Genomic DNA, 12,453 nt, shown 5'->3' on the forward strand with positions numbered 1-12,453 from the left:
AGCGATCCGTGAGCGCCAATCCCGAGGTCATCGTCGTCGGCGCCGGCGCGGCGGGCCTTGCGGCCGGCGCGCGGCTGCGCCGGTCCGGCATCGACGTGCTGGTGGTGGAAGCCGCCGCGCGTACCGGCGGGCGGGCATGGACGGACACCCATACGTTCGGCATCGCCTGGGACCGGGGCTGCCACTGGCTGCATTCGGCCTCTATGAACCCGTTGCGCGCCGCCGCCGACGAGCTGGGCCTCACCTATCTCGTGCGCGGCAACCGGCAGGCGCGGGCGACGCATCTGGGCGACCGCTGGGCCGATGAGGCCGAGCGCGAGGCGATCTGGCAGGCGATACAGGCGGGCTACGGCGTCGTGCACAGGGCGGGCGAGGAAGGCCGCGACGTCGCCGCCAGCGCCGTGCTCGATCCGGCCGCGCCGTGGAGCCGGCTGGTTCGGCACTGGCTGACCCTTATGTCGGCCGCCGAGCCGGAGCGGCTCTCGGCGCTCGACTATGCCGCCTACACCGACACCGGCGAGAACTGCCCGGTGGAGAAGGGCTATGGCGCGCTGATCCAGGCGCTGGCCGCCCGCCGGGCGCCGGACCTGCCGGTCGTCACCGATTGCACGGTCTCGCGCATCGACTGGTCCGGCGAGGGTGTGTCGCTGGAGACCCCACGCGGCACGCTGAAGGCGCAGCTCGCCATCGTGGCGGTGCCGACCACCGTCATCGCGCGCGGCGGCCTCGCCTTCGCGCCGCTGCTGCCCGCCGAACTCGCGGAGGCCTTCGCGACGCTGCCGCTCGGCGCGGCGGAGAAGGTCGCATTCCTGTTTGATCGCGACGTGTTCGGCGTGGCGCCGACGACCTATGTCGACACGATCGACGTGGCGCACCTCGACCGGCGGCCGATCAATTTCGTGGTCAGCCCCTTCGGCGCGCCGATGGCGATCGGCCAGCTCGGCGGCGACAATGCCGCGCGGCTGGTGGCGGCCGGGCCGGAGGCGATGCGCGATTTCGGCCTCGCCGCGCTGAAGGACGCCTTCGGCGCCGACGTCGAGAAGCATGTAGTGGGCCTTGCCACCACCGGCTGGGTGAGCGACCCGCTGATCGGCGGCGCCTATAGCTGCGCGCTGCCCGGCTTCGCGCATGTACGTGCGCGGCTCTCCGCCACCCATGCCGAGCCGCTCGGAGGGCGTATCCTGTTCGCGGGCGAGGCGGTGTCGCCGCACGCCTATTCGACCGCCCATGGCGCGCACGAGACGGGCCTCGCCGCCGCCGAGGCGGCCATCGCGCAGCTGCGAGGGCGGGCGGCGTGAGCGCGGCGGCGCCTCCGGCGCTCGCCCTCGTGGCGGCGGTCGGCGAGAACGGGGTGATCGGGCGCGGCGACGAGCTGCCCTGGCACATCTCCGGCGATCTCAAGCGCTTCCGCGCCATCACCTGGGGCAAGCCGATCCTGATGGGGCGGCGCACCTTCCAGTCCATCGGCCGGCCGCTGCCGGGTCGCACCAGCATCGTCATCAGCCGCGACACCGGCTTCGCTGTCCCCGAGGGCGTGCTGACCGCGCCTTCGCTGGAAGCGGCGCTGGTGCTGGGTGCGCAAGAGGCGGAACGGCTCGGCGTCGACGAGATGGCGGTCATCGGCGGCGCTCAGATTTACGCGCAGGCCTTCCCCCATGCGAGCCGGCTGCGGCTGACCGAGGTGCATGCCCGGCCCGAGGGCGACGTGCATTTCCCGGCCTTCGAACGCTGGGCGTGGCGGGAAGTCGGGCGCGAGGGGCCGATCAAGGGCGAGAAGGACGAATACGCCTTCAGCTTCGTGGATTACGAGCTGGCGTGAGCCCCCGGCGTCATGCCGGCCGTGACGGGAGTCTCGTCAGATCGGCCGGCCCTCGACGCTGATCGACAGCGTCTTCTCCATGTCGTCCATCTCGTCGAGATAGGGATAGATGGCGCGAGCCTGCCGCACCGCCTCCAGCGCCCGCTTCTCGTCGCCGATCTCCTTGCAGATGATGGCGATGCCGGCCCAGGCGCCGTAATGGCGCGGCTCGCGCGCCACCACCTGGCGCAGATCGACCAGCGCGTCGGCGAAGTCCTGCTTGAGATAGAAGACGGTCGCGCGCTTGTTCCAGGCTTCCAGATGGTCGGGCGAGACCTTCAGCACGCCGTCGAGAAGCTGGACGGCGAGATCGAAATCCTTCGCCTCGGTGGCGAGGGCGGCGCGGCTCATCAACAGGTCGGCGGTGTCGCTGCCCGAGGGGGTGAGCGCGATGTCGATGCGCTCGGCGATGCCCTTGGCCGATTCCTTGTCCGGCGCCGCCTTCAGCGCGGCGAACAGCGCGTCGAGCCGCTTGGCGCGGTCGGGCTCGGAGGAGGGTTTGTCGGCCGCACCGGCCGCCTTGGCCTCGGGCGCGGCATCAGGTCTGGCGTCGTCCGCCGCTGCCGGTGGCTGGGCCAGGGGCGGCCCGGCATTCTGGGCAAGGGCAGCCGAAGGCATCCCGGCAAACGGGGCCCCGAGCGAGCCGGCGAGGATGAGAACAGCAAAAAGGGCGCGCATTACTCCAGTCTAGGAGCGATGGCGCCCTCGTCAATGCTGCAGGGCAGCGAGCCGCGAAATCGTGAACGCGGCCGGGCCGGCGAACCGGCCGGAGGCTCAGCCCTGGCGGGCCTTGAAGCGCTTCTGGGTCTTGTTGATGATGTAGACACGGCCCTTGCGGCGCACCAGACGGTTGTCGCGGTGACGGCCGAGCAGCGACTTGAGCGAGTTACGGATCTTCATGACACTTAACCTTCGGATCGACAGCGCCTGCGCATGAGACGGCGCCTCCATGGCCGCGCCCCGATCCGCCAGCTTTAATTCGAGGCCCGGCTGATAGCGGAGGGCAGGGCCGTTTGTCAATCCGCGTGGCGCTTCGCGGCGCCGTCATCCTCATTTCGTCCGATACGGCCGAGATGGGTGTGGGCGAATCCCCGCGCCGATTTGAGGCCGTAGCCCAGCGCCCGGTCGAGCCCGATATGCGCGACCCAGATGACGGCGATGGCACCGGCGAGCGGCGCACCAAGCGCGTAGGCGAGGCCGCCCAACAGGGCCGGCCCGAGATAGGTGTGGGCGACATTGTAGAAGAAGGCGCCCGTTCGCGGCCCTGCCAGATAGCCCAGCATGGACAGGTCCGGCACCAGGATCAGCGCCGCGAACAGCCACCAGCTCGCGCCCAACGCGTGATAGGCGAAAAGGGCGGCGCCGAAGCCGGCGAGCCCCTCGATGCGCAGCAGGATCGTCGGCCCATCAGGTGCGGGGCGCAGGGTGGCGCCGATCTCGTTCGCCATTGCCGGTTCCTTCCAGCGCCGCCCGTCTAGCCCATGCCGCGCGCGGCCTTGTAAGGCGCCATGCCCGCGCGGGCCAGTTCGTCGGCGCGCTCGTTCATCTCGTCGCCGGCGTGGCCCTTGACCCAGTGCCAGCGTATTTCGTGGCGGGCGATGGCCGCTTCCAGCCGCTCCCACAGGTCGACATTCTTCACCGGCTTCTTGTCGGCTGTGCGCCAGCCATTGCGCTTCCAGCCGGCGATCCATTTGGTGATGCCGTTGCGCATATATTCACTGTCGGTGTGCAGGTCGACGGTGCAGGGGCGCTTCAGCGCCTCCAGCGCCGAGATCGCCGCCATCAGCTCCATGCGGTTGTTGGTGGTGGGGCTCTCGCCGCCGCAGAGTTCCTTCTCGGCGCCGGCATAGCGCAGTATCGCGCCCCAGCCGCCGGGACCGGGATTGCCCGAACAGGCGCCGTCGGTCCACACCGCGACGATGCCTTTCGGCATCTCCTTCGGTGCGTCGTCGGCGAAGACGCGGGCGGTGCCGGGCGCGGTCTTCACGCGTCGACGCCTTCGAGGAGGCCGTAGTCGCGCGGGCTCGTCACCGAGCGGTGGAAACGCAGCTTGCGCAGATATTCCAGCGGATCGTGCGGGCGCACCAGCGCGCCGGGCGGCACGTTCAGCCAGTCGACGAGGCGGGTGAGCAGGAAGCGCAGCGCCGCCCCGCGCGCCAGAAGCGGCAGCGCGGCGATCTCCTCCGCCGTGAGCGGGCGCTTGGCCCGGTAGGCGGCGAGCAGGGCGCGGCCCTTGGTCTGGTTGTAGGCGCCGTCCGGCTCGAAGCACCAGGCGTTCAGGCAGATGGCGACGTCATAGGCGAGCTGGTCGTTGCAGGCGAAGTAGAAGTCGATCAGCCCCGACAACCGCCCATCGGTGAAGAACACATTGTCGGGGAACAGGTCCGCATGGATGACGCCGGCAGGCAGGCCGGCGGGCCAGTGCGCCTCCAGCACCGAGAGCTCGTCGGCAATCAGCGCGGAGAGGCCGGGCGCCACCGTGTCGGCGCGCTCGGCCGCCTGATCGTAGAGCGGGCGCCAGCCGGCCACCGAAAGCGCGTTGAGGCGGCTGAACCCGGCGAAGTCGGCGCCGGCCTTGTGCAGCCCCGCCAGCGCGGCGCCGAGCGCGGCGCAGTTGGCGGCGGTCGGCCGGCGCACCGAGGTGCCGACGAGGAAGGTGGCGATCAGCGCCGGGCGTCCGGCCAGCGTGCCGAGCGCGATGCCCGCGCGGTTGCGCACCGGCTGCGGGCAGTCGATGCCGCGTTTGGCCAGATGCTCCATCAGCGCGACGAAGAAGGGCAGGTCGGCCGGGTTCACCCGTTTCTCGTAGAGGGTGAGGATGAAGCCGCCGGCTTCCGTCTGCAGCAGGTAGTTCGAATTCTCCACGCCCTCCGCGATGCCCTTGAAGGCGCGCAGCCGGCCGATCTCATAGGTGGAGAGGAAGGCTTCGAGCTCTTCCGGCGAAACGTCGGTGTAGACGGCCATGGGATCAGTCGGACCTATTCCGCTGCGTCGGGGCGGAGCTGGCGGGGCAGCGGGAAGAACACGTCCTCATGCGCGGTATGCACCGTCTCCACCTTGAGCGTGTAGCGCTCGGCGAAGGCGTCGAGAATCTCCTCGACGAGGATTTCGGGGGCGGAGGCGCCCGCGCTGACGCCGAGCGAGGCGATGGCGCCGAACACGCTCCAGTCGATCTCGCCGGCCCGCTGCACCAGCGCGGCATGGCGGCAGCCCTCGCGCTCGGCGGCTTCGCGCAGGCGCTGCGAGTTCGACGAATTGGGCGCGCCGACCACGATCATCGCGTCCACCTCGGGGGCGACGCGCTTGACCGCCTCCTGCCGGTTGGTGGTGGCGTAGCAGATGTCCTCCTTGTGCGGCGCCACCATCAGGGGGAAGCGCTCGCGCAGGATCGCCACGATCTCGGCGGTGTCGTCGATGGAGAGAGTGGTCTGTGTGGTGAAGGCGAGATTCGAGGGATCGCGCGGGGTGAAGACGCGCGCCTGCGCGGCGGTCTCGACCAGCGCGACGGCGCCCTCGGGAAGCTGGCCCATGGTGCCGATCACCTCGGGGTGGCCGGCATGGCCGATGAGCACGACCTCGCGCCCCCGCTTGAAGTGAACCGTGGCCTCGCGATGCACCTTCGTCACCAGCGGGCAGGTGGCGTCGATGGCGAAGAAATTGCGCCGCGCCGCGTCCTCCGGCACGGATTTGGCGACGCCATGGGCGGAGAAGATCACCGGCGCGGTGCTGCCGGCGGGGACCTCGTCCAGCTCCTCGACGAAGATCGCGCCCTTCGCCTTCAGCCCCTCGACGACATATTTATTGTGCACGATCTCGTGGCGCACATAGACCGGCGGGCCGTACATCTCCAGCGCCCGCTCCACCGCGTCGATGGCGCGCACCACACCGGCGCAGAAGCCGCGCGGGGCACACAGGAGAACGCGCAGGGACGGTTTTTCGGCGGGCGACATCGTCATGTCCATCGGGGCCGGGCGGTAAGGCCCGAGCAGGGCCACGCCACCGTCATGGGTGGCGCGGCCCGCGCTGTCAAGCCGGGCCGGCCGCCCCTGTCTTTGGGTTTGCAGGACGGCGCGCACAAGCCTATATTACGTGCATCCCGGTCATCGCGAGACGGTCCGAGGCTCTGCCCCCGAGGGTGGGCGGAGCGCGTGAAGACTCGTGCGCGGCCGAATGAACCAATCTGGATGGAGACGCGTCCCATGGCGAACGCCCCCCTGATGCCGAAGGCCACCGCCGTGTGGCTGGTCGAGAACACCGCGCTGACCTTCGACCAGATCGCGGATTTCTGTAAGCTCCACGTGCTGGAGGTGAAGAGCATCGCCGACGGCGAGGTCGCGCAGGGCATCAAGGGGCTCGACCCGGTGTCGAGCGGCCAGCTCGCCCGCGAGGAGATCGAGCGCGCCGAGAAGAACCCGAACCACCGGCTGAAGCTGCTGGAATCGAAGGTGCGTCTGCCGGAGCCCAAGCGCCGCCGCGGCCCGCGCTACACCCCGGTGTCGAAGCGCCAGGACCGCCCGAACGCCATTCTCTGGCTGCTGCGCAACCATCCCGAGCTCAAGGACAGCCAGATCATGCGTCTGGTGGGCACCACCAAGACGACCATCGAGTCGATCAAGGAGCGCACCCACTGGAACGCGCAGAACCTGACGCCGATGGACCCGGTGACGCTGGGCCTGTGCTCGCAGATCGACCTCGACATCGAGGTGCAGCGCTCCTCCAAGGACCGCCCGGCGACTGCCCCGGCCGAGCAGGGTGCGACGCTGCTGCCGGTGGACGTGTCGACCGGCGAGGCGCCCGAGCCGTTCAGCCCCGCCCGCAAGCCGCGCGAGGAGGCCATCGACCTCGAAACCGTGTTCGCCAAGCTCGGCGGCTCGCGCAAGAGCGAGGCCGAGGACGAGGAGTGAGGCTCCCGGCCGCCGCAAGGCGTCGGAGCTGAGACGACAAAAGCCCGGAGCGGCCTCCCGCTCCGGGCTTTTTCATTTTCGGGGCGCTGCCCGGCCGCTCAGGCCGCCGTGGCCTTGGCGAGCCCGCGCGCCTGAAGGGCGACGGCGATCTCGTCCAGCGTCGCGGGGTCGTCGATGGTGGCCGGCATGTTCCACGCCTGCGCGTCGGCGATCTTCTTCATCGTGCCGCGCAGGATCTTGCCCGAGCGCGTCTTGGGCAGCCGGTTCACCGTGATGGCGAGACGGAAGGCCGCCACCGGGCCGATGCGCTCGCGCACCAGCGCGACGATCTCCTTCTCGATATCGGCCGGCGAGCGCGACACCCCGGCCTTGAGCACGAGGAAGCCGCAGGGCACTTCACCTTTCAGCTCGTCATGGATGCCGATGACCGCGCATTCCGCCACATCCGCGTGAGCCGCCAGCACTTCCTCCATGCCGCCGGTGGAGAGGCGGTGGCCGGCGACGTTGATGATGTCGTCGGTGCGGCCCATGATGAAGAGTTGCCCCTCGGCATCCCTGAAGCCGGCATCGGCCGTCTTGTAGTAGCCGGGGAATTCCTGGAGGTAGCTCTCGCGGAAGCGCTCGTCCTGCTGCCACAGCGTCGGCAGGCAGCCGGGCGGCAGCGGCAGCTTGATGGCGATGGAGCCCATGCGGTCGGGGCCGATGGGATGGCCGCCCTCGTCGAGAATGTCGACCTGATAGCCGGGCATCGGCACGCCGGTCGAGCCGACGCGGATCGGCAGGGCGCCGAGGCCCACCGGATTGCCGGCGATGGCCCAGCCGGTCTCGGTCTGCCACCAGTGATCGACCACCGGCACGCCGAGCTTGGCCTGCGCCCATTCCACCGTGTCGGGGTCGGCGCGCTCGCCGGCGAGGAAGAGGGTGCGCAGGGATGAGCGGTCATGGGCGCCCATCATCGCCCCCTCCGGGTCCTCCTTCTTGATGGCGCGCAGCGCGGTCGGCGCGGTGAACAGGGCGGCGACCCTGTAGTCCTCGACGACCCGCCAGAAGGCACCGGCATCGGGCGTGCCGACCGGCTTGCCCTCGTAGAGCACGGTGGTGCAGCCGGCGAGCAGCGGCGCATAGACGATGTAGGAATGGCCGACCACCCAGCCGATGTCGGAGGCGGACCAGAACACCTCGCCGGGGGCGACGTGGTACAGTCCCTCCATCGACCAGCGCAGCGCCACCATGTAGCCGCCGGTGTCGCGCACCACGCCCTTCGGCTTTCCGGTCGTGCCCGAGGTGTAGAGGATGTAGAGCGGCTCGGTCGCCTCGACCGGCACGCATTCGCTGGCCATGCCGGCGGCGCGCGCGGCCGCGCGCAGTGTCTCCCAGTCATGGTCGCGGCCGGGCTGGAGCTTCGCCTCCGCCTGCGGGCGCTGGAAGATCAGGCAGGCATCGGGCTGGTGCTTCGCCATGGTCAGGGCGAGGTCGAGCAGCGGCTTGTAGGGGACGACGCGCGAGGGCTCGATGCCGCAGGAGGCGGAGAGGATGACCTTCGGCTGCGCATCCTCGATGCGGCCGGCCAGTTCCGCCGCCGCGAAGCCGCCGAACACCACGGAATGGATGGCGCCGATGCGCGCGCAGGCGAGCATGGCGAACATCGCTTCGGGGATCATAGGCATGTAGACCACCACGCGGTCGCCCTTGCCGACGCCGAGCTCGCGCAGCATGCCGGCGAGCACGCTCACCTCGACCTGCAGCTCGCCATAGGTGACGGTGCGTTTCGCCCCGGCCACCGGGCTGTCGTAGAAGATCGCCGGCTGCTCGCCGCGCCCGGCGGCGACATGGCGGTCCACCGCGTTATGGCAGACGTTGGTGACACCTCCGGGGAACCAGCGGCCATAGACGCCGAGAGCGGGATCGAAGGCGCGCGGCGGCTCCTCGAACCAGTCGATGGCGCGCGCGGCTTCGCGCCAGAACCCCTCGGGGTCGCGAATCGAGCGCGTGTGAACCTCGGCGTAGCGGCTGACCTCGATGGTCATGGCGGCGTCTCCCGGTCGTCGTTCTTGATTGCTTTTCGTTCTTTATTGCCGGCGACTTTCCGGCGTCTTCCGTCCGCTGGCAAGAACGCTCAACTGCTTACGTCCTTCGTCTGATCATGGCACCGCCGCGTGGCTGGTGGGCCGCATCGGGCCCGAACGGTCGGGTTGACGGCGGTGGACAGGCTTTCTAACGTTGGCAAACAAATGTTTTGGGGGCATGCAAGTGACTGAAAAGCGCGCTTACGTGACGCCGCTTCTGCAGAAGCGGGACAAGCTGGCCGGGGTCGTGGCCCAGGTCGTGGTGTCCGGCTTCGTACCGGTGGTGCCCCCGCCGCCGCCTCCCCCGCCGCCATAGTCGGCGGGGCCGGGCTTCCGGCCGTGCGGCATGCCCGATCCGCCGGGCATGGTGTGCCGGCCTCGCGGTCGGCACCGGAGGCACGGCAGCACCAAGCCCGCCGGCGTTCATGTCGACCGTATCGACCTGCAGCGCGAAGCGTGCCTATGAAACTGGTGGCTTACGCGATAGGCGACGGCGTCGAGATCGTGACGGTGTCGCCCGAACGCGCATGGATGGATGGGGCGCGCGATCGCTCGCCCTATAGCTGCCTGCCGCTGGCGATCGCCGACACCCATGGCTGGGAGCTGCGCAATCCGGTGAACTTCTCCGCCATGTGGGGCGGTGGCGCCGGTATAGACGACATTGTGGTGATGCCGGACGGCGAAGGCATCGCCCGCAGCCATTTCGGCGAGGGGGTGCTGACGTTTCTGGTGCCCTTCGTCTTCCGCACGCCGCCGGAAATGGACCTGATCTTCCAGGGCCGATCAACCGGCCGAAGGACGCCATCGCGGCGCCGACCGGCGTGGTCGAGAGCGACTGGATTCCCTACACCTCACCATGAACTGGAAATTCACCCGGGCGCGCACGGCGGTACGCTTCGGCGCAGGGGAGCCGTTCTGCCACATCTTTCCCGTTCGCCGGGGCGATGCGGAGGCAATGCAGCCGGAAATCCGCCCGCTCGCCGACGATGCCGATCTCGAGCGCCGCTAGCGCGAGTGGAGCACATCGCGCGACCGGTTCCAGGCCGACCTCGCCGTGCCGGACTCGGCGGCGGCAAACGCGGGCTGGCAGAAGCACTATCAGCATGGGCGCGATCTCGACGGCCCGGCAGCGCCCGCCTCCCATCGCACGCGGGGACGGCCAAAGCCCTTCCGCAAAGCGTAACCCTCGCAAGGCATAATCCCCGCAAGGCGTGACCCTCCCGGGCGGCAGGCTGCCCGTGTCGTGCCGCCTTGCGGCAGGCGCCGAGATAAACGGGCCGGCCGGGTCGCCCCGACCCGGCCGGCCAGTATCGCTTCAGGGGATATTGTGGCGGGCGGGGCCCGCGGTTCACGCATCTTGCCGGGAGGAGGAATCCCGGTGGGTGGCCTCAGTGAAGGGTCGTACCCTTCAGACGCGTGATCTCGTCCTTGAGAAGAAGCTTGCGCCGCTTGATGTCGGCGATGCGTACATCGTCGGCAGAGGGGCGAGCCACCTCCTCCCTCAGTTGCCTTTCCAGTGCCTGGTGACGCCGTTCCAACTCCGCAACATGCGCCTGCATGGTCATGGACAGTTTCTCCTGTCTTCCGAAGTGAACGTCATCAGTCTGTCACGACCGCTCCCGGCTGTCGACGAAACGATGCGCTGCGGTGCACCATGGTGCCGGGCGGTGGAGCGGCGCGAGCGGCTGTTGCAGGCGCCCGCGCGGGCGGCGATACTCTCTCAAGCCTCCGCACCGGACGGGGGCGAATCGAGATTGGTTCGGGCGTTTTGGCACACATGACGGCGGATGAGGAACGCGAGCTCCAGGCCCTCCTCGAGCGGCTGCGGCAGGAGCATCGCGATCTGGACGTGGCGATCGAGACGCTGCAGGAAATGCCCGGCAGCGACCAGCTCCAGCTCGCGCGCTTCAAGAAGCGCAAGCTGATGCTGAAGGACCGCATCGGCTATATCGAGGACCAGATCTGCCCCGATATCATCGCGTGAGCGCTCCGCGCGGGCGCCCTCGCGCCCCGTTCCGCGTCGGGGGAGTCGAGGCCGGAACGAAAATGGCCGGGACATGCCCGGCCATCGGATCGTGCGCCCTGGTGACGCTTCGAATCAGAACTGCGTGAGCAGCACGTCGGCGTTGGTCTTGTCGGCCTTGCTCGGCACGTCCTCGACATTGAGGATCAGCACCTCGCCATCGTCGACCAGCATCGAGTAGCGCTTCGAGCGCACGCCGAGGCCCGCCGCCGAAGCGTCGAAGTCGAGGCCGAGCGCCTTGGCGAATTCGGCATTGCCGTCCGACAGGAAGACGATCTTGCCACCGGCATTCGACGCCTTTTCCCAGGCCGCCAGCACGAAGGGATCGTTCACCGCCGTCACGGCGATGGTGGTGATGCCCTTGGCGAAGAACTCGTCGGCGCGGGCGATGAAGCTTGGCAGGTGGTTCTTGTGGCAGGTGGGGGTGAAGGCTCCGGGCACCGCGAAGAGAACGACCTTCTTGTTCTTGAAGATCTCGTCCGTCGACTTCGGCACCGGGCCGTCCTCGGTGGCGACGCGGAAGGTGACGCTCGGCAGCTGGTCGCCGACCTTGATCGTCATGATGCAGTCCTTTCAAGCGGGTGGGGGCAGGGACAGCGCGACCCGCCGAGGTCGCGCGGAAAGGCTCCCGCCCGACCGGCGGGTCCGGTCGCGAGGTAGAATAGACATTTCCCGCGTGTCGGGAAGCGGGTTCAGCGGACGGAAAGGGGGGAGTCCACCTCGATCGCACGCGCACCGTCGATCAGGGTGAAGCGCAGCCGGGCGGAGGCGATATCCGCGCCCTTGGGAACGCCGTCGAGCGGCAGTACGAAGGTCGTGCGCCCGTCCGGCCCGGTCTCCCGACTTGGCAACGGCAGCGCCCAGTCCTCGCTCGGTCCCTCGACGAAGAGATCGGCATTGGCGGCGTCGCCGACCTGCGTCTCGACGCGTATGGAGGTGCCGTCCGCCCCCTTGTGCAACTCGGCGACCGCGATGGCCGGACTGCCGGCGGCGCCGAGGCTGGCGGCGCGGGGAACGCTTGCCAGCGCGGCAAGAAGCGCGGGCGGCGAGGGGGCGGCGCCTTCCGCCGGCACGTCGAGCGTCAGCACGGCGGAGGCGGGTTGGCAGATCTTGCCGCAGATGGCGAAATCAAGGGTGAGGCGCAGCTCGACCGGCTGGCCGGCCTCGCGCGGGGTGACGCGGAAGGGAATCACCAAGTCGTTCTTGTAGCCGATGGAGGCGGAGCCGCCGTCGTCGAAGCGCACGGGCGCGGGCCACAGAACCTCGATGGTGCCGACATTGCGCGAGCCGTTCCAGTCGAAATGCGGAGGTATGCCGCTGTCGCCGGGATAGCGCCAATACGTCTTGGACCCCGGCGCGAGGCGGATCTCGACGCCGCCGGTAAGCGCGCCCGCCTCGGCCGCGCCCGCCACCAGCCGTGCCGAGGTGGCGCCGGCCGACGACCACGGCGAAAGCAGTTCCGCCCGCGCGCCGGCGGAAAGGACCGGGGACGCGGCGAGGGCGCAGAGGGCGGCGATGCGGAGGCTCGAAATCATGGACATTGGCGATAGCCGTTCCCGCCCGGATCGGAAAGCGGCCGGAGCCGCACTTTCATGTGAGGGT

15 protein-coding genes are annotated in these 12,453 nt (G+C 69.4%); 5 read left to right on the top strand and 10 right to left on the bottom strand.

The features are described from left to right. Window positions 1-8 precede the first annotated feature (8 nt). The gene (locus tag MWN33_RS08570; protein ID WP_247200067.1) at window positions 9-1,298 is read left to right on the top strand and encodes a flavin monoamine oxidase family protein; all 1,290 of its coding nucleotides are present in this window, start codon (window positions 9-11) and stop codon (window positions 1,296-1,298) included. After that, on the top strand, window positions 1,295-1,819 hold the full coding sequence (locus MWN33_RS08575; RefSeq protein ID WP_247200068.1) for a dihydrofolate reductase: 525 nt from the start codon (window positions 1,295-1,297) through the stop codon (window positions 1,817-1,819). The genes MWN33_RS08570 and MWN33_RS08575 overlap by 4 nt, the downstream gene beginning before the upstream one ends. Window positions 1,820-1,855: 36 nt before the next feature. Here the strand turns inward: MWN33_RS08575 and MWN33_RS08580 are convergent, their stop codons facing one another. From MWN33_RS08580 to ispH, 6 genes are all read right to left on the bottom strand, one after another. Then, complete coding sequence (locus MWN33_RS08580; RefSeq protein ID WP_425531979.1) at window positions 1,856-2,536, bottom strand: tetratricopeptide repeat protein; 681 nt, start codon at window positions 2,534-2,536, stop codon at window positions 1,856-1,858. A gap of 96 nt (window positions 2,537-2,632) precedes the next feature. Continuing rightward, the gene (ykgO, locus tag MWN33_RS08585; RefSeq protein ID WP_013167868.1) at window positions 2,633-2,758 is read right to left on the bottom strand and encodes a type B 50S ribosomal protein L36; all 126 of its coding nucleotides are present in this window, start codon (window positions 2,756-2,758) and stop codon (window positions 2,633-2,635) included. A gap of 116 nt (window positions 2,759-2,874) precedes the next feature. Further along, window positions 2,875-3,306 carry a DUF4260 domain-containing protein gene (locus MWN33_RS08590; RefSeq protein WP_247200070.1) on the bottom strand — a complete coding sequence of 144 codons (432 nt, stop codon included), beginning with the start codon at window positions 3,304-3,306 and terminating at the stop codon, window positions 2,875-2,877. 26 nt (window positions 3,307-3,332) lie between these two features. Continuing rightward, a complete protein-coding gene (gene rnhA, locus MWN33_RS08595; protein ID WP_425531980.1) occupies window positions 3,333-3,845 on the bottom strand; it encodes a ribonuclease HI in 513 nt (170 codons plus the stop codon). Further along, complete coding sequence (locus MWN33_RS08600; RefSeq protein WP_247200071.1) at window positions 3,842-4,822, bottom strand: homoserine kinase; 981 nt, start codon at window positions 4,820-4,822, stop codon at window positions 3,842-3,844. Before MWN33_RS08600 ends, rnhA begins: the two co-directional genes overlap by 4 nt. 14 nt (window positions 4,823-4,836) lie before the next feature. Further along, window positions 4,837-5,808 (bottom strand): 4-hydroxy-3-methylbut-2-enyl diphosphate reductase, encoded by a 972-nt coding sequence (ispH, locus tag MWN33_RS08605; protein WP_247200072.1) that lies wholly within the window; start codon window positions 5,806-5,808, stop codon window positions 4,837-4,839. Between the two features lie 249 nt (window positions 5,809-6,057). Between ispH and MWN33_RS08610 the strand changes: the two genes are divergently transcribed. Next, window positions 6,058-6,762: a DUF1013 domain-containing protein gene (locus tag MWN33_RS08610; RefSeq protein WP_247200073.1), complete on the top strand. Its 705-nt coding sequence runs from the start codon at window positions 6,058-6,060 to the stop codon at window positions 6,760-6,762. Between the two features lie 98 nt (window positions 6,763-6,860). Here MWN33_RS08610 and MWN33_RS08615 read toward each other — a convergent pair whose 3' ends face one another. Further along, window positions 6,861-8,789: a propionyl-CoA synthetase gene (locus MWN33_RS08615; protein WP_247200074.1), complete on the bottom strand. Its 1,929-nt coding sequence runs from the start codon at window positions 8,787-8,789 to the stop codon at window positions 6,861-6,863. A gap of 501 nt (window positions 8,790-9,290) precedes the next feature. Here MWN33_RS08615 and MWN33_RS19200 point away from each other — a divergent pair. Continuing rightward, a complete protein-coding gene (locus tag MWN33_RS19200; RefSeq protein ID WP_247200075.1) occupies window positions 9,291-10,043 on the top strand; it encodes a DUF6065 family protein in 753 nt (250 codons plus the stop codon). Between the two features lie 173 nt (window positions 10,044-10,216). Here MWN33_RS19200 and MWN33_RS08625 read toward each other — a convergent pair whose 3' ends face one another. Further along, window positions 10,217-10,393, bottom strand: coding sequence for a YdcH family protein (locus tag MWN33_RS08625; RefSeq protein ID WP_247200076.1), 177 nt, complete (start codon window positions 10,391-10,393; stop codon window positions 10,217-10,219). A 212-nt stretch (window positions 10,394-10,605) separates the two neighbouring features. On the opposite strand from MWN33_RS08625, the gene MWN33_RS08630 reads away from it, so the two are divergent. Beyond that, window positions 10,606-10,812, top strand: a complete 207-nt coding sequence (locus tag MWN33_RS08630; RefSeq protein WP_247200077.1) for a YdcH family protein — start codon at window positions 10,606-10,608, stop codon at window positions 10,810-10,812. A 114-nt stretch (window positions 10,813-10,926) separates the two neighbouring features. Here the strand turns inward: MWN33_RS08630 and MWN33_RS08635 are convergent, their stop codons facing one another. Continuing rightward, entirely contained in the window at window positions 10,927-11,412 is a 486-nt protein-coding gene (locus tag MWN33_RS08635; RefSeq protein ID WP_247200078.1) for a peroxiredoxin, read from the bottom strand. Window positions 11,413-11,543: 131 nt separating this feature from the next. Then, window positions 11,544-12,392 carry a protein-disulfide reductase DsbD domain-containing protein gene (locus tag MWN33_RS08640; protein WP_247200079.1) on the bottom strand — a complete coding sequence of 283 codons (849 nt, stop codon included), beginning with the start codon at window positions 12,390-12,392 and terminating at the stop codon, window positions 11,544-11,546. Window positions 12,393-12,453: the final 61 nt, after the last annotated feature.

It is taken from the genome of Ancylobacter koreensis (assembly GCF_023016525.1).
Lineage (GTDB): Bacteria > Pseudomonadota > Alphaproteobacteria > Rhizobiales > Xanthobacteraceae > Ancylobacter > Ancylobacter koreensis.